The organism is Pedobacter changchengzhani, from assembly GCF_004354365.1.
GTDB classification, from domain to species: Bacteria; Bacteroidota; Bacteroidia; order Sphingobacteriales; family Sphingobacteriaceae; genus Pedobacter; species Pedobacter changchengzhani.
Map to the genome: position 1 here is coordinate 162,092 of NZ_SJCY01000002.1, position 20,743 is coordinate 182,834.

A 20,743-nucleotide genomic window follows, 5' to 3' on the forward strand; every position below is an offset into this window, starting at 1 on the left:
CGTAAATGAAAGAAGTCAAGTTTTTAAAACTTGACTTCTTTGGTATATTATATCCACGGCTATTTGCCACCTGCACTTTGCATTGGGTTTATGCCCGAAGATTGAAATCAGTTTAGCGATATTTAATAATCTCTAACAGAAAGTGCATAAATGAAAGAAGTCAAGTTTTAAAAACTTGACTTCTTTGGCAAATTAATCAACGGCTATTTGCCACCTGCGCTTTGCATAGGGTTTATGCCCGAAGATTGAAATCAGTTTAACGATATTTAATAATCTCTAACAGAAAGTGCATAAATGAAAGAAGTCAAGTTTTAAAAACTTGACTTCTTTGGCAAATTAATCAACGGCTATTTGCCACCTGCGCTTTGCATTGGGTTTATGCCCGAGGATTGGCCTCTTGCAGAAGCCGCCTTAGCTTTGTAAAGTTGAAATTTGCTTTCTTTTGCTTTATCTGCGCCCCAAATATTATTACTCGTATCAATATCAGCGGTTTCGCGTAGCGGATCTATTAAAATGGAAGCAACTTCTTTATCCTTAGCGTAAAATTTTGAGGTAGATTTTTCATTATGCCTCCAAATTTGCGCCGGAATTCTATCTATTTCTGTTGATCCATCTTTGTAAGTAAACTGAACAATAATTGGCATTACTAAACCACCTTTATTACTAAAATTTAATTCGTATAAATATTTACCCGCATATTTTTGCTGTTCGTTAACAGGCACCAATTCTAAATTGCTTGTTTCTTCTGTTTTGGTGGCTGTAGTATTATCTACGCTAACCAATCCTCTATCGTATTTATAATAAAAATCGTGTGTAGCCACATCTTTATCTACATAAAAACTTATTTTCATATCGCTGCGGTTCTTAATTTTCGAAATATCATCAAAAGAATTTAGCAACGGTTTATCTATTTTAACCATTTCTATTCGCGTTGGATCCGTACGAGTTGCAAAATCTGGCTGTGCAAACTTCACGCTATCCAAAGAAATATCACAAGCATCGGTTCCATAAAACCAACCCCTCCAAAACCAATCTAAATCTTCGCCACTGGCGTCTTCCATCGTGCGGAAAAGATCGGCTGGCGTTGGGTGCTTAAATGCCCATCTTTTAGCATATTGTTTAAAAGCAAAGTCGAACAACTCTCTGCCCATAATCGTTTCTCGCAGAATATTTAATCCTGTAGCAGGCTTAGAATACGCATTCGGTCCAAAACGGGTAATGTTTTCAGAGTTGGTCATAATTGGCTCCAATTCATCCTTTGGCAATTTCATATAATCTACAATGGTATAAGCCGGGCCTTTTTTACTAGGGAAGGTATTATCCCAAAGTTCTTCGGTTAAATATTCTACAAAAGAATTTAGCCCTTCATCCATCCAAGTCCATTGGCGTTCATCACTATTCACAATCATTGGAAAAAAATTATGTCCAACTTCGTGAATAATCACGCCCAACATACCATTTTTTGTGCTTTCGCTATAAGTGCCATCGCTATTTGTTCGCCCGTAATTGAAGCAAATCATTGGGTATTCCATACCGTTAGAAGCTTCGATACTTTGCGCTACCGGATATGGGTACGGAATGGTAAAATCTGAATAGGTTTTTATAGTGTGTGCAACAGCACGAGTAGAAAACTTACTGTATAAGTTATATGCTTCTTTGCCATAAAAACTCATACACATTACGTTATTTCCGTTGCCTTCAATCTTTTGGTTCATACCGTCCCAAATAAATTTTCGTGATGATGTCCATGCAAAATCACGAACGTTATTGGCATGGAAAACCCAGGTCTTTTTAGCGGTTGATTTTCTCGTTTCCGCTAATTTCGCTTCGTTTAAAGTTTGAATCTCAATCGGAACTGAAGATTTTCTAGCTGCATTATACCTGCTTAACTGCAAAGGATTTAGCACTGCCGTATAATTTATACACTCGCCTGTACTTCCAATTAAATGATCGGCGGGTACTGTCATTTGCACTTTAAAATCGCCAAAAGTTAAAGCAAACTCGCCTCTACCTGTAAACTGATGGTTTTGCCAGCCTTGAAAATCGCTGTACACACACAGGCGAGGATACCATTGAGACATGGTAAACAAATAGTTACCATCCTCAGGAAAAAATTCATAGCCACCACGCCCGCCAACGGTTTGCCTATTGCTAATGTGGTAATTCCAATCTATGTTAAAAATAAATTTCTGCCCGTTTTTTAATGCAATTGGCAAATCAACACGCATCATCGTTTTATTAACGGTATAAGCGAGGTTTTTCCCAGCAACATCTGTAATTTTAGTAATGTTTATCCCCAAATTATTATTGCTTTTTTTCGAAGCATTATCAATAGAACCGGTGGTTAAAGTTGATGGAAATCTGCTCGCATCTTGATAGTTTGCATTCCGATCAGAACTGTGCTCATTTTCATCGAGCTGAAGCCAAATATAAGTAAGTGGATCGGGAGAATTATTGGTGTAAGTAACCGTTTCGCTTCCTTTTAATGTTAAGTTTTTCTCATCAAGCTCGCACTTAATGTCGTAATCGGCACGTTGTTGCCAATATTTTACACCTGGCGCGCCACTCGCTGTACGTTGCTCATTAGGCGTAGGTAATATTGTGCCCAACTGCTCAAATTTATTGCCATGATTACTGCCCGGATTGTTTTGAATATCTTGAGCAATTGATAAACTGCTAACAAAAACGATAAGGCCTGATAATATGTATAGTCTTTTCATATTTAATTTTTTTAAAATGGAAGCCTTTGTAAGGCCATTTGTAACGAGAGCGCAAATACCGCAGCGGAGACGAATATTACCCAATTTAATCTTTTAATATGGGTGTAGTTAAAAATTATAAAAGTTATCAATAAGATAATGAGCACCATAAATATTTGGCCAAACTCTAAACCTACGTTAAAGCCAAATAAACCCCAACTGATGTTTTCATTACTAGCCAACATCATCCTAACAGAGTTTGCAAAGCCCATACCATGAACTAGGCCAAAGAAAAGTGCCAAATAATAATTTATTCTAATTGATTTTAAGGAAAAATTTTTCCTCAATAAATTACTAATTGCTGTAATAAAAATTGTACAAGGTATTAAAAACTCAACCCATTTACTGCTAAAACGAATAATATCTAAAACACTAAGCAATAAAGTAATAGAATGCCCAATGGTAAATGCGGTAACTAAAATTAAAACCTGCTTAAAATTTTTATAGGTATAAATTGCCACCAACGCTAAAATAAACAGTTGATGATCCAAAGCATCTAAACTTACAATATGTTGCCACCCTAGTTTAAAGTAGAAAACAAAATCTTGAAACGGCATTAATAAGTTATAAGTTAGTTTTGTAGATTTGAAAAATTAAAATTAGAATATTTTATTGTTAATTAAGCTAAACGCTGATAAATGAATCTGTTAAATATTAAATTTGTTACAATAATTATTCTCCTTTTACTAAATATCTCCATTCCAGTAGCTAAACACCCGCTACATGTGAGCACTACCGAAGTAAATTTTAATGCTAAAGATAAAACGCTCGAAGTAACCTGTAAAATTTTTACCGATGATTTTGAAGATATTTTAAGTAAAAATTATAAGCAAAAAACCGATTTATCTAAACCAGCATTAAAAAGCACGATGGATAATTTGGTTAAGAAATATCTTTTAAGCCATTTAAAAATAACCGTCGATCAAAAAAATGCAACTTTAAACTACATCGGTTTCGAAATTGACCATGAAGTAACTAATATTTACATGGAGATTGAAAACATAAAAACCGTAAAAAAGGTTGATGTTGATAATCGAATTCTTTACGATTTGTTTGATGACCAAATAAGCATCAACCACGTAATTAAAGGCGCTGACCGAAAAAGTGGCAAACTTCTATATCCAGATACAAAATTTTCGGCTAGCTTTTAATTGCAATTTTTATAGTAAATTTAAAAAAGCAAATAAGCCCAACTAGTTTAGTTTATGAAGAAAGTGAAAACTTTAAAAGTTTCGATGCGCTTTCGCTATGATTTTGAAATACAAAGAAGAATAGCGTTTTAGATAAATTTATTAACATTAATCCTACACAAATGATTTTTAACCTAAGTAAAACTAAATCTATAGCCAATACTTTTATCGCCGAACTTCGCGATGAAAATATTCAGAAGGATGCCATGCGCTTTCGGAAAAATTTAGAAAGAATAGGCGAGTTTTTTGCTTATGAATTAAGCAAGGGATTAAATTTTACATCGAAAAACGTAGTAACGCCATTAGGCATATCGCAATGCGAAGTTTTAAAAGAACAACCAATTTTGGCCACGATTTTACGTGCCGGCTTACCTTTGCAACAAGGTTTGCTCAATATTTTCGATCGCGCAGAATGTTGTTTTATATCCGCTTACCGCAAAACAAAAAAAAATGGCGATTTTATTATTCAAATGGATTACGTTTCTACGCCAGACTTAAACGGCAGAACTTTAATAATGGCCGACCCAATGTTGGCAACCGGGCAAAGCATGGTAATGTGCTGTAAAGAATTAATGAACCGATACGATATTGCGGAACTACACATTGTATGCGCAATTGCAAGTACCGAAGGCGTTGCACATGTTCGTGCAAATTTGCCAAAGGCTAAACTTTGGCTTGGCGCAATTGATGATGAAATGACCAGCAAGTGTTACATTGTACCCGGTTTGGGCGATGCAGGCGATTTAGCGTATGGGGAGAAAGTTTAGGAGTTTGCTTAAGAACAGCCTATATTTGCTTGTAACATGCAAACAAAAACACACATTTTTTTCGATTTAGACCATACCATTTGGGATTTCGATCGCAATGCGGAAGAAACGTTGACTGAACTCTACTCCGAATATAAACTCGATACATTGGGGTTAAATTCATGCGCCGAATTTATAACTACTTACACTGAAAATAACCATCAGCTGTGGGCCGATTATCACCTTGGCAAAATAACCAAAGATGTTTTAAGAGCCGAACGTTTTAACAAAACTTTTATTCAGCTTGGCATTCATCCAGATCAAGTACCACATCAATTTGAAGATGATTATGTGAAAATTAGTCCGACTAAAACCAATTTATTTGATGGTGCAAATCAAGTTTTAAGTTACCTACAAAATAAATATACTTTGCACATCATATCAAACGGCTTTAAAGAAACCACTTTGACTAAGATGAATTTATCTGCATTGAACCCTTATTTTACTAACGTGATTATTTCTGAAGATATTGGTGTAAATAAACCAAATCCATTAATTTTTGAACAAGCATTATCAAAAGCCAAGGCGAATAAAACCGAAAGTATAATGATCGGCGATAGCTTGGAGGCCGACATTTATGGTGCTTTAAATTTTGGAATGGACGCCATTTTTTTCAATCCACTTAAAAAAGAAAAACCTGAAGATGTGAAGGACCAAATCCATCATTTGGAAGAGCTCTTTGATTTATTTTAAGCAAATTGTTTACATATAAATGTTGCCACGAATAAAAATAAATGAGCAATGAAATCTTGTTTTCAGAAACACAAAAATTTAAGCAATGGTGGTTGTGGTTAATTTTGTTAGGCATTAACTTACTATTCATTTTTGGACTTTTTAACCAGGTTATTGGCAAACAACAATTTGGAGACCATCCGATTACCGATACTGGCCTTTTGTTAGTAACGGGATTTACATTTGCACTAACAATTTTGTTTTTAACCTTTAAATTACAAACACAGATAAAAAGCGATGGAATTTACGTTAGATTTTTCCCTTTCCATCTAACATTTAGGCATTATACTTGGCAAAGTTTAATAAAATGTTTTGTTCGCAAGTACGCTCCAATACCTGAGTTTGGCGGTTGGGGATTACGATTAGGACTTTTCGGCGGAGGCAAAGCTTTTAATGTTTCGGGGAATATTGGCCTACAACTCGAATTTACTGATGAAAATAGATTACTTATTGGCACCAATAAGCCAAAAGAGCTAACGGAAGCTTTAAATAATATTGGGCAGTTAAAACAATAATTTCTTAAATTCGAGCAATAAATGCTACGCCCCTAAATTTATTCGAAAGGCTTCCCTGTTAAGGTAATAAAGCAAATAAAAAATCAAAATTTAAATACATGAAAAAAATTATCCTCTTAATCGTAATGGTTTTTTATACCACTTTAAGTTTCGCACAAAAAAACAGAAACAGAGCCGAAGTTTTTCTTCAAATAAATGATGCCGGCACTTACACCGTTTATTTAGATAATGAATTTGTAGGATCCGAAAACGGAAGATTTCGATTTTACGATGTATATAATTCAAACCCTGTAATTTCGATTTACAGAAATAATATTGTTATTTTTAAGAAAAACATAGCAGTTGTTCAAGATCAACGTTTGATATTAACTTATGCTAAAAACATGGGCATGAGGGTAATTAAACAGTTAAATATCTACAGAAACGTAGAATATGCATTGGATGATTTTGACAATTACAACAATAATACAAGCGACAATGCAATCGATCAAAATTACACCGAAGTGCCTAAATCTCTATCCCCGGAAGCCTTTCAGCAATTAAATAAATTGATAAAAGATGAATCGTTTGATGATGGTAAAACGAAATTGCTCCAAGTCGCTTCGAAAAGCGGAAACTTTACCACCGAACAAGCCAGAATCCTTTTAAAATATTATTCATTTGATAACAACCGTTTGGTAGGTGCAAAAGCGATTTATAAAAGCATTATCGACCCTCAAAATTATTTTACTTTAGCTGATTTATTTACTTTCTCATCCAATAAAAGCGATTTCTTAAGCTTCTTAAACAGTAAATAAATAGTTTATCTTTATTTAATGAACACGGCCAAAATAAAATTTTCGATTAATAAAATTGTGGGTGCTTACAAAAGTAAGTTGTCATCCTATACAGATGCTAATTTTCAACAAATTCCACCCATTTTAGGGTGGAGTTACAGCGAAGTTTATTCGCATATTTTTGATGCCAGTTTACTTTCTTTAATCGCTTTAGAAAACGCAGCGAAGGGAAAAGGAGAAGATAAACCTACACATTTTGCAGTAAAAATGATTTTATTTTTTGGCGCTTTTCCGCCAGCTAAAAAATATAAGGTGCCTAAGCAGTTAATTGATCGGGTTAAGAAAATATCAAAACCCGAAGCCTTAAATTTTATAAATCAATTTGAGGTAAGTTTGGCTTCGGCCTATCCCACAATATTAAATTCAAACAAAAACAGTAAAGTTTTACACCCAAGGTTAGGCTATTTAAATGCTGAACAATGGTTGCGTTTTATAGAAATTCACCTCAATCATCATTTAAAACAATTAAACAGAATTGAAAAAAGTTTTAAGGTTGAAGCAGTATAATGCCTCTGTTTGATCACAATTCCAGCACCATTTAACCTAATTAATTTTACATCTTTGCAGAAATGAAGTTTACTGCCTTAAAAGGTTTTGATCAGGAAGCGTTTAACAAGTACTTAAAAAATACAGGTTGGCTAATGTTTGGCAAGTTGCTTAGCCTTATTGTAAACCTTTTAATTGCCCGTTATTTAGGTCCAATTCTATTTGGCGATTTAAGTTTTGGCTTATCATTGGTGGCAATAATGGCTGCTGTTGGTGCTTTGGGTTTAGATACTTTTATCATTCGAGAAATTATTCAAGAACCAAATAAAAGAGATGAAATTTTAGGAACTTCGCTTTGGTTACGCCTAATTACCAATGCATTACTGATACCTATTGTAATTGGTATTTATCTTTTTTCTCATCATTTAACGCCAAATCCGAGCGAGCAACCGCTTACTTTGCTTATCGGCTTGTTGGCATTAGCCTCGTTTTTCAAATCGTTTAATGTTATCGATTCTTATTTTCAATCTCAGGTTCAATCTAAATACGTTGTTCACGTCCAAAATACCTCGCTCATTGTCACCGCAATATTTAAAATTATTGTAATTAGTTTAGGTTTACCGCTAATTTATATTGTTTTAGCTTATGTTTTAGATGGTTTAATTTTAGCTTCGGGCTTAATCATCATTTACCAAAAAAGAGGCTTACACATATTCGATTGGAATTTTGATAAGCAACGTGCAAAAGATCTGCTAAAAAAATCTACTCCATTAATTTTGGCTGCAGTAATGGTATCTATCTACATGAAAATAGATGTAATTATGCTAAAAAGCGTTGGCAGTAAGGCCGTGGGGATTTACAGCTCGGCGCAAAATTTAAGCGAAGCTTGGTATTTTATCCCCGTGGCCATTGTAACTTCTGTATTTCCTGCCTTGCTTAATGCCCGCAAAACAGATTTGAACCGATACCTTAAACGACTAGGCAACCTGTACGATTTAATGGTTTTAATCAGCTTACCGATTGCGATTTTTATCAGTTTTTTTGCCTCTGATATTATTCACATTATTTACAAAGGCAAGTTTGATGGTGCAGGCCCAATGCTTTCAATTCATATATGGTCGGGCGTTTTTGTGTTTTTAGGCGCCGCAAGTTCGCAGTATTTAATTGCCGAGGGTTATACAAGAATTGCATTTTACCGAACGGGTTTAGGTGCAATCATCAATATATTGTTAAACTTATGGTTAATTCCAAAGTATGCAGGTTTAGGTGCGTCTGTTGCCACTTTAATTGCATGCATTGCATCTACATTCTTTCTTTTATTCGTTTCAAAAACACGAAACCAAGGTATTTTGATGTTAAAATCGTTATTTTTGGTTAATCTATTTAAAAAAATATTAAAAATTGAGCAATCTTAAAGCACTAGCAAACTTACTCGCAAAACCCAAGCGATTAAAAGCACTCTTATCCTACGGACATAAAGGTTATTTAAAAAGTATTGGCTGGTTTACCGCCTTTGATCAGCAACAAGCCGTTGATGAAAATGGAAATCCCTTACCTTGGGTAACTTATTCTTTTATCGATTTTATTAAAGAAAGATTAAATAAAAGCCAAAATATTTTTGAATATGGATCAGGAAGTTCAACCCTTTTTTATGCTGATAAGGTTGCTACGGTTACTTCTGTTGAGCACGACGAAACGTGGCTAAATAAAATTAAAAATACTAGTCCGGCAAATGCCGAAATGATATACTGCATTTTAGCAACTGATGGAGAATACGCAAAAAAGGCAACTTTGCTAAACAAAAAATTTGAGGTTATTATTGTTGATGGCCGTGATAGGGTAAATTGCTGTAAATACAGTATTAATGCGCTAACCGAAAACGGTGTAATTGTTTTAGATGATAGCGAAAGATTAGCATACGAACCTGCGCGAAAACTCCTTACAACTAATGGATTTAAAGAATTAAGCTTTAGCGGCATTTCTCCAGGATTATTCTACAACAAAGCAACCTCAGTTTTTTATAAAACCAATAACTGTTTGGGCATTTAAAACAACGTTAAAATGCCTTTTTCAATTTGGTATTTTTACTAAAAGCGATACGTTTTTTCTGTGGAAGTGCCACCACAAGAATAGGTTGTGACTTTTGATATATAGTTATTATGTTTAAAATAATTTATTTTCTCTAAATTTTTGCAGTAAAGAAACAATGCAGCACCTTGCTCCAATAGCACTATTTGTTTACAATCGGCCAAAACACACTTTGCGTACGATTAAATTTTTACAGCAAAATGAACTTGCTGCAGAAAGTAGATTATTTATATTTTCCGATGGCCCAAAAACTAATCAAGATATTGATAAAGTAACCGAGGTAAGAGACATTATAAAAAATATAGATGGATTTAAGTCCGTTAAAATAATCGAAAGAAAAGGAAATATAGGTCTAGCAGAATCAATAATTCAAGGCGTTACAGAAATAGTTGAACTTTATGGACAAATTATCGTTTTTGAAGATGATTTAATTACCTCGCCACATACTTTAAGGTTTTTTAATGATGGACTTACGAAGTATAAAGCAGCCGAAAAAGTGATGCATATTGGCGCCTATATGTATCCACTGAAAGAAAACAATTTGCCAGAATCTTTTTTTTATCAAATTGCATCGAGTTGGGGCTGGGCCACATGGGCAAGTGCTTGGCAACATTTTGAACCTAATATTGATAAATTAATTGCCCAATTTGATAAATCGAAAATTGCATCATTTTCAATCGATCATAAAATGAACTTTTGGAAGCAGGTTAAAGAGTTTAAAAATGGCAAAAATAACAGTTGGGCAATAAGATGGTATGCATCTATTTTTTTAAAAGGAGGATTAACTTTAAACCCATCAAAATCTTTAATAAATAACATCGGAAGCGATGGTTCAGGCGTTCATTCAGGAATTAGCGATATTTATAACGTTGTAATCAATCCAAAACCAATCACTTATTTTCCAGAGCAATTAGTGCAGAACAAAGATGCTTACGAATTGGTAAAGGAATTTTTGGCTGGCAGAAAAGGCAATTTATGGCAACGCATAAAACGATATATGATTCAACGATTCAATAAAAACTAAAAATTAGGAAAAATTAATTCTTACTTTTGGTTAACACGATTTTTATAATTAACGCACTGAATTTCAATTTATTAACTATGAATAATATAAATTGATTTTTTAACACTAATAATAATTTAAAATACCCCAATTCGCAATTTATGGTTGATATTATCAGCGAGAATGTAAAAGCTGCCTACGATGATTTCTATGCTAAAAACGATGTAGCTTGGCGTATGCTGAGTGCAAAATTTAAAGCAAAAAATATTGTAGATGTTTGCAAGGCAATCAGCCCGAAAAAAATATTGGAAGTTGGCGCGGGCGATGGAAGTATTCTTCATTATTTAAACGAATGGAAATTTGGATCTGAACTTTACGCTTTAGAAATTGCACAAACTGGCGTAGATAAAATTAAAGCATTAAATTTATCAACCTTAAAAGAAGTGCAAACTTTCGATGGCTACAAAATCCCTTACGCAGATGATAGCTTCGATTTAGTTATTCTTGCCCACGTGTTAGAACATGTAGAACATGAACGCATTTTACTTAGAGAATTAAAAAGAATTGCAAAATACGTTGTTATAGAAGTACCTAAAGATTACCGTTTTGGTGTTGATAAACGCATTAAACATTTTTTAGATTATGGGCACATTAATATGTACACGCCCACTTCTTTAAGGTTTTTGCTTAAAAGTGAAGGCTTAGAAATTGTAACAGACAAAACCTCGATGACAGAGCCGGCTGTAAACTTTTTTAACGAATTTATAAACAAAAAAGCCAAAAAATCAGTCGTAAAAAAGTTGCGCATCAATTTGGAATATTTTGTTAAAAAAACAATTGGGAATGTTTTAGGGAAAAAGAAAAAGGAACAATTTGCTAATGCTTACACCGTTTTATCCAAAAAATCTGATCACGATATTAAGATATTTTAAAAATCAGATGGCTACAATAAGGCTTATTGATAACTATTGCATCGCTTTGCTGTAAATTTGCATTAAAATATTTTTGTTTTCTTTTTCGGTATAGCTACTTTCATACGCAAGCTTTGCGTTTGCGCCCATTTGTAATTTCGATTGCTGGGTTAAACTGCTAAATTTTGCAATATTTCCCAAAAGTGAATCTACATCCCCAGGATTAAAAAACAAACCATTCTCGCCATCGGTAATCATCGTTTGCATTGCACCCAAATTACTCGCAATAACAGGCGTAGCACATGCAAAAGCTTCAATTATAGACATTGGCATTCCTTCAAAACATATAGAAGGGAAAACTAACGCACTACAACTGCTCATTTGGCTTAAAACTTCATTTTTACTTAAGGCACCCAAAAGCACAATGTTCTTGTTTTGTGCCGCAGCGCTTAAAAGTTCATTTTTCAATGGTCCATCACCTGCAATACTTAATTTAAAATCTCCTTTTAAAGCTGCGTTTAAGGCAATTCGTATTCCTTTTTCCTCGGATAATCGACCTACATAAAGAAAATAATCTTGTTTAGGTTTATTAGGAAAATCCAACTTAAAAATGAAATTCGGTTTTAAAGAAAATTTTTGTTCACTTATATTTAGGGTAGAAGAAAGATAAATTTTTCGAGCAAAATCGGTAAGTACAATATATTGATCGACCAAATTATAAGTCCCCATTTTTTTATGTGCCCAATTAGCAAATGCCAACCAAAAAGTTTTAATTATCGAATTGGAAAATAATCCTAATTTAACCGCTTTCCACGGAAAATCGCTCTTTACGCTATCTAAAAAAACATTTCCGTTGTTAAAAAGTGTAGCAGAAGGACAAATCAACCTAAAGTTATGAAGTGTCATCACCAACGGAATTTTAAATTTCTTAACCGCTTTTATCCCCGCTGGACCAATTGCATAATGCAAATTATGAATGTGAACCAAATCTGGCTTAAACTGCTTTATGGCTGCTTTAATTCTTCGCATTGCGATGAAATTATAAGGATAAAGTAAAAACTGAATCCAACCTGCCCATCCCTTTTTATTTGAGAATGTAAGTTCGAAAACCTCTTCAGTTTCTGAAAGCATGGCTTTTTCTAAACGAAAAACTTCATCTTCACCGCCAGGATCTTGATAAAAATTATGTACAACTAATATGCGCATCAAATAATATTGGTTGCAACAAACTTACAAATAAAACGGATAATGGTTAAACTTGCAGTGATGCGTATCAACTTTACTAAATGCATTGGTTTAATATTGAAGTGAATTTTAAAAAAAATAAAATAATCTTTTACTAAATTTAGCGCAATAATTACCTTCCTATTAAAGTTAACATCAAAAAATTTATCAGCTACTTTAAATGCCAAAATTAACCGTCATCACTGTTGTATATAATAATGTTCGCGATATTGAACGTACAATTTTATCTGTACTGGATCAATCCTACAAAAATATAGAATATATTGTTATTGATGGGGCATCAACTGATGGCACTTTGGATGTTGTTATGCGGTATAACGATCGGATTGCTAAAATTGTATCTGAACCAGATAAAGGTATTTACCACGCAATGAATAAGGGCTTAGCCTTGGCCGAAGGCAGATATGTGCTGTTTATGAATTCGGGTGATGAAATTTATGCAAATCATACTGTCGAAGATATTTTTAATACCTCGCCAGGCGCTGATATTTATTATGGTGAGACAGAAATGTACAACGACAATTGGGAGAGTTTAGGTAAGAGAAGACACGAAGTACCAGAAGAATTTAGTTGGAAGAGCTTTAAATTTGGTATGAGCGTTAGTCATCAAGCCATTTACATTAGGAGAAGCATTGTTTCTCCATTCAATTTAAGGTATAAATACAGTGCCGATATCGATTGGATTATTAAAGCATCAAAAAAAGCATCGAATATAGTTAATGTGCATGCCTATGTTGCCAAATACTTAGTTGGTGGTATGAGTAAGCAAAAACAGCGCGAAAGTTTGATAGAAAGGTTTAAAATTTTTTCGAAGTATTATGGTTTACTACCAAATGTATTAAACCACTTAATTATTGCGGGCAACTTATTGGCGTATTTTATTAAGCATAGAAAAACAAACGATTAACTTTGGCTTTTTTAGCGCGCTCTGATTTTTACAACTTAACCTGACGGATAATATTCTTAATATTAAGCTCGATTATATCGGTCATGTTTTTACACCTTAAATAATTGGAATCTTTAAAATAATCGCTCATTCCCTGTTTTAAAATGGCAATATTTTCTGGTGTGGTTAATTCCTCTTTGCTAGATACGTCGCGAAGATCAGTTAACCGATGGCGTTCGCTTCTTACCCGATGAACTATTGAAGATTTTTCTTCCTGTTGATATTGAAGAACAGTTTTTTCGGTTAACTGCTCCATGCTCATTTTAACGTAGGGCAAATTTTCTTTAAAAAATTGTGGTAAATAAACCTTTAAATTTCCTTCAAAAAACTGCTGATCAAAATCAATTGCCCGAATGCGAAACTGAATGTCATCAAAGTCAGGGGTAATTTGTACGACAAAATTATAGGCTCTCATATCGCCCAAAAGCATAATTAAGCAACGTTCGTTAAATTTTACAAACTCTTTGGCAATTCTGGTTGGGTTAAATCCGGGTGTATATAATTGGCTTTTTGTAAAAACATCACCAGGAATTCCCGCAATATGTTCTTCAATCAATGTATCGCCATCTACCAAATAATTTACCTGATTTGGAGATAAGATTTCTTCCATTTCCAAGCCATATATTCTAGATGCATCGGCCTTTTTAACATAAAAATAATCGTAAACGTCATTCAATCTATTCACAATGCGGATACGAAATGGATGGGTATTTCCAAAAGTACAGTACTCTATTTTATCGATAAACTTATGCTGTACAATACGGAGATTACCGGAAGCCTTTAAATTTGCATAAACTACTTTTAAACCGTTATGAATACTTTCAATTAAATCTTGAGGATAGATTGGCCCCTCCCAAAGTGAGTCTTTCCCAAATTTATCCATTATTGGATAAGCCTCGGTAAATTGCATCAAATCGCTGTACTTTATAGGCAATTTCGCATCCCGTTGGTAATGGCGTAAGTATTTCTGTAAAGCTGGGGTAACCGGAAATATCGGTTTCTTTCTCGAAATTTTTACATCTTGATCTTCCATTGATTAGCAATGTAGCATTTATATTTTTTGCAGCAAAGTACAACCAATAAATATATTTTAATAAAACCATAGGTATTTAAGAAGAATAAACCATTAAGAAATTAAGGGAATTAAAACTTAATTTTTCTTAATGGCTTAATGTTGAGGTAAACGAATATTTATAAAATAATATTGAGCACCTGTTAAAAACTAGAAATTAAAAAAGCCCATTTCAATTAAGAAATGGGCTTCAATATTTAAAGATCCCTTTAGGGAATTTAAGGTTTATTAGTTTTTATTACCGTTCATTTTACGTTGTTGCTCCGTTAAATGAATTTTACGTAAACGCATACTTGCAGGTGTTACTTCAATGTACTCATCAGCTTGGATATATTCCATCGCTTCTTCCAACGAGAACTTAATTGCTGGTGCAATACGAGCATTATCATCAGTACCAGATGCACGCATGTTGGTTAAAGCTTTTCCTTTTACAATATTGATAACTAAATCATTATCGCGAATGTGCTCACCCATAATCTGACCTTCGTAAACATCAGTTCCTGGATCTACAAAGAAACGCCCTCTATCTTGTAACTTATCGATTGAATAAGCAGTAGTCATACCTTTTTCCATAGAAACCAATACCCCGTTAGAACGACCAGGTATTGTACCTTTCCAAGGTTCGTATGCTTTAAAACGGTGTGCCATAATTGCTTCGCCACCTGTTGCAGTTAATACGTTGTTACGCAAACCGATAATACCACGTGCAGGAATTTCGAATTCTAAGTGTTGTAAATCGCCTTTTGGCTCCATAATTAACAACTCACCTTTACGCTGCGTTACCAATTCTATTACCTTACCAGAAACTTCACCTGGTACATCTACAATTAATGTTTCAATTGGCTCACATTTTTTACCATCAATTTCTTTAATGATAACTTGTGGCTGACCAACTTGCATTTCGTAACCTTCGCGACGCATTGTTTCGATTAATACCGATAAATGCAGAATACCACGACCGTAAACCAACCAAGCATCTGGAGAAGCTGTATCGATTACTTTTAAAGCTAAGTTTTTCTCCATTTCCTTCATCAAACGTTCTTTAATACGTTGAGAAGTAACCAATTTACCTTCTTTACCAAAAAATGGTGAGTTGTTAATGGTAAACAACATGTTCATTGTTGGCTCATCAATACTGATAACAGGCAATTGTTCTGGTGCTTCAAAATCAGCAATAGTATCGCCGATATCAAAACCATCAATACCTACAACGGCACAAATATCTCCTGATCTTACTTCAGTAGCACGAATTTTTCCTAAACCTTCAAAAGTATATAATTCTTTTACTCTAGATTTTACAATCTTACCATCGCGCTTAATTAAAGTAACAGGTTGGTTTTCTTTAATGCTACCGCGATGAACGCGACCAATTGCAATACGACCTACGAAAGATGAATAATCTAATGAGGTAATTTGCATTTGTAAAGTACCTTCATTAATTGGTGCAGGTGGAATGTATTCCACTATAGCATCTAATAAAGGGAAAATATTGTCAGTTTTAACCTTCCAATCTGTACTAAACCAACCATTTTTTGATGATCCGTAAATTACAGGGAAATCTAATTGATCTTCTGTAGCTTCTAAGTTGAAGAACAATTCGAAAATTTGCTCATAAACTTCTTCTGGGCGACAGTTTTCTTTATCCACTTTGTTTACCAATACAATTGGCTTTAAACCTAATGCCAAAGCTTTTTGGGTTACGAAACGTGTTTGAGGCATTGCACCTTCAAAAGCATCACATAACAAAACCACGCCATCAGCCATTTTCAAAACACGCTCAACCTCACCACCAAAATCCGCGTGACCAGGCGTATCTATAATGTTAATTTTTACGTCTTTGTACATAACAGAAACGTTTTTAGATACAATTGTAATCCCGCGTTCACGTTCTAAATCATTACTATCTAATATTAAATCTCCTGTTTGTTCGTTATCACGAAAAATAGAACACGCATGTAAAATTTTATCAACCGTTGTTGTTTTACCGTGATCTACGTGTGCTATAATAGCTATATTTCTAATTTTTTGCATATAATGCGCCTATAAATTTGCGCAAAGGTATGTTTTTTAATTGAAAAATTTTATACAACCCCAATAAAAAATGCAATTATCTTTTTGTTAAATTTTGATAATCAATAGTTTGGGTGATGTTATCGCAATTATTTTTCTCTGTTTAGCTTTCGGTGGCATTTATTAAGCCTTTTTAAATTGATGGCTCAAACCGAAACGCTCGCCATTAAGAAGTGATGCATTTATATGCTAATCGGCTTGAAAAAAAACCATAATCGTTCTAAATTGAAATTATAGTCGCTTTAAAGCTGTGTTTACTTTAGCTTAGTAAAAAATTAAAGATAATGAGTACTACAAAAATAACAGTTAACAACAATGGTTCGCTTAAAATAGAAGGCGATTTCGAAATAGTAGATAGAGCAGGAAACCAATATGGTTTGCAAGGCAGAACAGTGGTTGGCATTTGCCGTTGTGGACTTTCTAAAAACAAACCTTTTTGCGATGGTTCGCACAACAATCATTTCGAACACGAAGCAATTGCTTTTGATTTGCCTCCTAAAAAAGTATAAGATTATACTAGGGGAAGTTAACGCTTCCCTTATCACTTCTTTAATATAAAAATATCGTTATATATAGCTAACGAAAAACTTTTTAAGTTTATAGTTCCATAAAAATCATTCGATTTTTGTTTTCTACAATAAAATGTATTGAAATTATGCTCAATCACTTAGAACCATATCGTTTTGAGTTTGTTAAAAGCGTATGCTAAGAATCCATGATCCTGAATATAAAGAAACCCGATTAATAAAATTAGGGGTACAGCATCTCGACAAAAAATTTTTACAGTTTGCAGATTGGATAAATGCAACCTACAATGTCCAAATTCTTAACATCTATGTTGATGTATTGAATGAAGATTATACCCGCGTTCAACTCATTTTCGATCAGCGGAGCACATTAAATCAGTTTTTCACAAAGGATAGGTTTACGATATCACATTACAAAAAAAATAAAATTATCAAGAAATATGAGGAACTCTTCAAACCATCATTTTCTTCAATTTTATTATTGATCTATGCGTTTGAACCTTTAGCGAGAGAAGAAGCCAACACCAAAATCCCACTAAAAAAGATTGAGGCGTTTAAAGAAAAATATAAAGATTTACTCTGGGAAATAGCCAGATATGGAGAACATGTAACTTTCTTTTTTTACACCGCCACACAAATGAAACAACAAAGTAAATCTGGCTTAACTAAGCTCTTCAAACAAGAATACTTCAATATTTTAAAACCACTCGATCAATTTAATTATTTTACGATCGATAACTTTAATTCAGTTTTTGATAGTAAGGAAAATTTTGATAAAAAATATAATGGCAATTGGAGGGTCTATTATAACTAAATGAAGGAAATAAAGATTTTTATTTTATCAATTTTGTTGTTTTCACCTGTTCTTTGTTTCGCCCAAAAAGCTTATGAATCAGTTGATTATGTGGGTGCTTTTAATGGATTCAGCATTAAATTTACATTGGCAAATGGCTATATTGGTGCGAGCAGAATCAGTTTAAAAATTAACCATAAAAAGGCTTTAATTTTTACTTCAGTTAGTGGCGTAGCAGATGAAAAAGAACAGCTAAAATTCCTACATTACATTAATCCACTAAAATTTAGCAAAAACTATTTTATTTTATATGGCATGAGAGCAGGATATGCTGATGAGCCACAAAGGATTTTAGGAACATATCACGATGGGAAAAGGGAATTTAAAATCATCCTTAAAAAGAAATAAACCATGAGTAAGAAAGCAATTTTAATTGGTGCAACAGGCTTAATTGGTGCAGATTTATTAGGAAAATTATTAGCTAGTTCTGCATACAGCGAGGTTTTGGTTATTACCCGAAAGGAAGTTAAAAATACAAATACCAAACTTAAACAGCTCATAATAGATTTTGAAGATCTGAATAAGCACGCCGATAAAATTACAGGTGATGACGTTTTTTGTTGCATAGGAACCACCGCAAAAAAAACACCAGATAAGGCGCTTTACAAAAAGATAGATTACCAATACCCGTTCGATGTAGCTAAAATTGCATTTGCAAATGGTGCAAAATCTTATCATTTAGTGTCTTCGATGGGTGCAGATGCAAATTCCAGCATTTTTTACAGCCGCACAAAAGGTGAAATAGAACGCGATTTAAAGTTGGTTGGCTTTGAGAGCTTAAATATTTATCAACCCTCTTTATTAGTTGGAGATCGAAAAGAAGATAGATTTTTGGAAGGATTTATGTTTGGCTTGATGAAAGTGATTAATCCACTTTTAATAGGCAGATTGAAAAAATACAGAAGTATTAAAATTGAGAAAGTGGCATCGGCAATGCTCAGCCAAGCAAACAAAAACCTAAAAGGTATTTTTACTTATCCTTCGGATGAAATTGAAGAATTAGGGCGCTAAAACTGAAAACCACATTGGTTACAAAAGTTGGCATCATCAGGGTTATCATGATTGCAAACTTCGCAAATTTTGGCGAGCTCCCGCTTCTTTGTCATTTCAACAGTTATAATTCCGGTTGGCACAGCAATTATTGCATAACCCATAATCATCGCCAATGAAGAGAGTATCTTACCCAAAACTGTAGATGGCACAATATCGCCAAATCCTACGGTGGTTACCGTAACAACAGCCCAGTAAATGCTCTGCGGTATGCTGGTAAAGCCATTTTCGCCACCCTCAATCACATACATTAGCGTACCCAATAACACCATTATTGAAAAAACAGCCATTAAAAACACACCGATTTTATGGCCGCTACCTTTTAAAGCGAGAACGAGAACCTGGGCCGCTCTACTAAATTTAACGAGCTTAAATATCCTAAAAACACGCAACAACCTAAAAATTCTTATCGCTAGTAGATAATGGAAGCCAAAATTCAACAATTCTAAATAAGTAGGAACGGTAGAAATAAAATCAACTAGTCCCCAAAAACTAAAAATATACTTTAATGGCGTTTTTGTGCTCCAAATACGTAATAAATACTCGATAGTAAAAACAATAGTAATACCCCACTCGATGTAGTAAAAAGTGTTAAAAAAACGAACGTGTAAGGTTGGGGTGCTCTCCAGAATAACCACTAAAACACTGAACAATATTACCCAAAGCAACACTACATCGAAAAGCCTGCCGGCTTTGGTATCGTGATTGAAAATGATATTATTAATTCTTTCTCTCATAACATAAATAAAGTAAGGTATGAGCCAATTATCTAAAAATTACCCCTCATAGGCTGCTTAATTTAGGCAATCAAAACTAATTTTCAAAGGCCCAATTCAAAAAAGCGGGCATAACGCTCGCCCATGTTGGCACATCATGTTTACCGCCGACTTTTTCGTAATAATATATATCGCTTGTGCGCTTGTAGTTTTTCTTTTGTAAAGCCTTTATCACGTCTATCGTATCATCGATAGAGTCTATAATAAAATTTTTATTGCGATCGGCTTTTTCATCTTCCGTACCTGTCATCAGCCAAAATTTCATATTTGGTTTGGTAGAAGTATGATCGATTAATGCATGTATTATCCTATCATCATCCGTATAACCATTTGCTAAATCTTTTTTACGCCACCAAAAAGCGCCAGAAAATACGCCTATTACATCAAACGAAGATGGATTATTCCAAGCAATATCAAATGCAGATAAGCCACCTAAAGAAAACCCTGCAAAAGCAGTTCTACCAGTTATGGGTATTGCTATTTTCTTTTTTACGAAGGGTAATAATTCTTTTATTATAAAGTTAGAATATTCATCGGCCTTGCCTCCTCGCCCTTTAAAATCGGGTTCGCCAACAACGCCATATTCCATTACACGCTCTGCAGAAGCTTTAATGGCCACAACAATTAATCTATTTTTTCTTTTATTTACGTGTGCTTGTGTTAAAATTTCGGCAAAATTCATTTTTGCAACATCCTGTCCGTCGTTTAACAAAAGCAATTCGATCTTTTCATTCCCCAAAATGCCCTCAGGCAAATACAGATCAAATTCTACTTCGCGCTTTAAAAAAGTAGATGATAATATTAAATTGATTGTGTTAATTTTTACCGACAAAATTGTTGTGTACATATAATTAAATCTAAATATTTAATTAGTGGTT

22 protein-coding genes are annotated in these 20,743 nt (G+C 33.9%); 15 read left to right on the forward strand and 7 right to left on the reverse strand.

Going from position 1 to position 20,743, the window contains the following annotated elements:
- Nucleotides 1-347 precede the first annotated feature (347 nt).
- Together EZJ43_RS03535 and EZJ43_RS03540 are read right to left on the reverse strand one after the other, a co-directional pair.
- The gene (locus EZJ43_RS03535; RefSeq protein ID WP_133261296.1) at nucleotides 348-2,720 is read right to left on the reverse strand and encodes a M1 family metallopeptidase; all 2,373 of its coding nucleotides are present in this window, start codon (nucleotides 2,718-2,720) and stop codon (nucleotides 348-350) included.
- A gap of 11 nt (nucleotides 2,721-2,731) precedes the next feature.
- Nucleotides 2,732-3,316: a HupE/UreJ family protein gene (locus EZJ43_RS03540; protein ID WP_133261297.1), complete on the reverse strand. Its 585-nt coding sequence runs from the start codon at nucleotides 3,314-3,316 to the stop codon at nucleotides 2,732-2,734.
- 81 nt (nucleotides 3,317-3,397) lie between these two features.
- On the opposite strand from EZJ43_RS03540, the gene EZJ43_RS03545 reads away from it, so the two are divergent.
- The 10 genes from EZJ43_RS03545 to EZJ43_RS03590 all read left to right on the forward strand — a co-directional run bounded on the left by EZJ43_RS03545 (nucleotide 3,398) and on the right by EZJ43_RS03590 (nucleotide 11,347).
- Nucleotides 3,398-3,910 carry a DUF6702 family protein gene (locus EZJ43_RS03545; RefSeq protein ID WP_133261298.1) on the forward strand — a complete coding sequence of 171 codons (513 nt, stop codon included), beginning with the start codon at nucleotides 3,398-3,400 and terminating at the stop codon, nucleotides 3,908-3,910.
- Nucleotides 3,911-4,071: 161 nt separating this feature from the next.
- Nucleotides 4,072-4,716, forward strand: coding sequence for a uracil phosphoribosyltransferase (gene upp, locus EZJ43_RS03550; protein WP_133261299.1), 645 nt, complete (start codon nucleotides 4,072-4,074; stop codon nucleotides 4,714-4,716).
- A gap of 36 nt (nucleotides 4,717-4,752) precedes the next feature.
- Nucleotides 4,753-5,448 (forward strand): YjjG family noncanonical pyrimidine nucleotidase, encoded by a 696-nt coding sequence (locus EZJ43_RS03555; protein WP_133261300.1) that lies wholly within the window; start codon nucleotides 4,753-4,755, stop codon nucleotides 5,446-5,448.
- 41 nt (nucleotides 5,449-5,489) lie between these two features.
- Nucleotides 5,490-6,002 (forward strand): DUF6141 family protein, encoded by a 513-nt coding sequence (locus tag EZJ43_RS03560; protein WP_133261301.1) that lies wholly within the window; start codon nucleotides 5,490-5,492, stop codon nucleotides 6,000-6,002.
- 98 nt (nucleotides 6,003-6,100) lie between these two features.
- On the forward strand, nucleotides 6,101-6,799 hold the full coding sequence (locus tag EZJ43_RS03565) for a DUF4476 domain-containing protein (protein ID WP_133261302.1): 699 nt from the start codon (nucleotides 6,101-6,103) through the stop codon (nucleotides 6,797-6,799).
- Nucleotides 6,800-6,817: 18 nt separating this feature from the next.
- Nucleotides 6,818-7,345: a DinB family protein gene (locus EZJ43_RS03570; protein ID WP_133261303.1), complete on the forward strand. Its 528-nt coding sequence runs from the start codon at nucleotides 6,818-6,820 to the stop codon at nucleotides 7,343-7,345.
- 62 nt (nucleotides 7,346-7,407) lie between these two features.
- A complete protein-coding gene (locus EZJ43_RS03575) occupies nucleotides 7,408-8,739 on the forward strand; it encodes a flippase (RefSeq protein WP_133261304.1) in 1,332 nt (443 codons plus the stop codon).
- The gene (locus tag EZJ43_RS03580; RefSeq protein ID WP_133261305.1) at nucleotides 8,726-9,373 is read left to right on the forward strand and encodes an FkbM family methyltransferase; all 648 of its coding nucleotides are present in this window, start codon (nucleotides 8,726-8,728) and stop codon (nucleotides 9,371-9,373) included. The genes EZJ43_RS03575 and EZJ43_RS03580 overlap by 14 nt, the downstream gene beginning before the upstream one ends.
- 157 nt (nucleotides 9,374-9,530) lie before the next feature.
- Nucleotides 9,531-10,436 (forward strand): sugar transferase, encoded by a 906-nt coding sequence (locus tag EZJ43_RS03585; RefSeq protein ID WP_133261306.1) that lies wholly within the window; start codon nucleotides 9,531-9,533, stop codon nucleotides 10,434-10,436.
- Nucleotides 10,437-10,576: 140 nt separating this feature from the next.
- Nucleotides 10,577-11,347 (forward strand): class I SAM-dependent methyltransferase, encoded by a 771-nt coding sequence (locus EZJ43_RS03590; protein ID WP_243718033.1) that lies wholly within the window; start codon nucleotides 10,577-10,579, stop codon nucleotides 11,345-11,347.
- Between the two features lie 33 nt (nucleotides 11,348-11,380).
- Here EZJ43_RS03590 and EZJ43_RS03595 read toward each other — a convergent pair whose 3' ends face one another.
- Nucleotides 11,381-12,532, reverse strand: coding sequence for a glycosyltransferase family 4 protein (locus EZJ43_RS03595; protein ID WP_133261307.1), 1,152 nt, complete (start codon nucleotides 12,530-12,532; stop codon nucleotides 11,381-11,383).
- 199 nt (nucleotides 12,533-12,731) lie between these two features.
- Between EZJ43_RS03595 and EZJ43_RS03600 the strand changes: the two genes are divergently transcribed.
- Nucleotides 12,732-13,478 carry a glycosyltransferase family 2 protein gene (locus EZJ43_RS03600; RefSeq protein ID WP_133261308.1) on the forward strand — a complete coding sequence of 249 codons (747 nt, stop codon included), beginning with the start codon at nucleotides 12,732-12,734 and terminating at the stop codon, nucleotides 13,476-13,478.
- 28 nt (nucleotides 13,479-13,506) lie between these two features.
- Here EZJ43_RS03600 and EZJ43_RS03605 read toward each other — a convergent pair whose 3' ends face one another.
- Nucleotides 13,507-14,550, reverse strand: a complete 1,044-nt coding sequence (locus EZJ43_RS03605) for a hypothetical protein (protein WP_133261309.1) — start codon at nucleotides 14,548-14,550, stop codon at nucleotides 13,507-13,509.
- Between the two features lie 267 nt (nucleotides 14,551-14,817).
- The gene (typA, locus tag EZJ43_RS03610; RefSeq protein WP_133261310.1) at nucleotides 14,818-16,620 is read right to left on the reverse strand and encodes a translational GTPase TypA; all 1,803 of its coding nucleotides are present in this window, start codon (nucleotides 16,618-16,620) and stop codon (nucleotides 14,818-14,820) included.
- A gap of 323 nt (nucleotides 16,621-16,943) precedes the next feature.
- Between typA and EZJ43_RS03615 the strand changes: the two genes are divergently transcribed.
- From EZJ43_RS03615 to EZJ43_RS03630, 4 genes are all read left to right on the forward strand, one after another.
- Nucleotides 16,944-17,168: a CDGSH iron-sulfur domain-containing protein gene (locus tag EZJ43_RS03615; protein WP_133261311.1), complete on the forward strand. Its 225-nt coding sequence runs from the start codon at nucleotides 16,944-16,946 to the stop codon at nucleotides 17,166-17,168.
- 193 nt (nucleotides 17,169-17,361) lie between these two features.
- Entirely contained in the window at nucleotides 17,362-18,000 is a 639-nt protein-coding gene (locus EZJ43_RS03620; protein WP_133261312.1) for a hypothetical protein, read from the forward strand.
- Nucleotides 18,001-18,387: a hypothetical protein gene (locus EZJ43_RS03625; protein ID WP_133261313.1), complete on the forward strand. Its 387-nt coding sequence runs from the start codon at nucleotides 18,001-18,003 to the stop codon at nucleotides 18,385-18,387. It abuts the gene before it with no gap.
- A gap of 3 nt (nucleotides 18,388-18,390) precedes the next feature.
- The gene (locus EZJ43_RS03630; RefSeq protein WP_133261314.1) at nucleotides 18,391-19,050 is read left to right on the forward strand and encodes an NAD-dependent epimerase/dehydratase family protein; all 660 of its coding nucleotides are present in this window, start codon (nucleotides 18,391-18,393) and stop codon (nucleotides 19,048-19,050) included.
- Here the strand turns inward: EZJ43_RS03630 and EZJ43_RS03635 are convergent.
- Both EZJ43_RS03635 and EZJ43_RS03640 read right to left on the reverse strand, forming a co-directional pair.
- Complete coding sequence (locus EZJ43_RS03635; protein ID WP_133261315.1) at nucleotides 19,047-19,826, reverse strand: ion transporter; 780 nt, start codon at nucleotides 19,824-19,826, stop codon at nucleotides 19,047-19,049. The genes EZJ43_RS03630 and EZJ43_RS03635 overlap by 4 nt on opposite strands.
- Nucleotides 19,827-19,902: 76 nt before the next feature.
- Nucleotides 19,903-20,712, reverse strand: a complete 810-nt coding sequence (locus EZJ43_RS03640; protein ID WP_133261316.1) for an alpha/beta hydrolase — start codon at nucleotides 20,710-20,712, stop codon at nucleotides 19,903-19,905.
- Nucleotides 20,713-20,743: the final 31 nt, after the last annotated feature.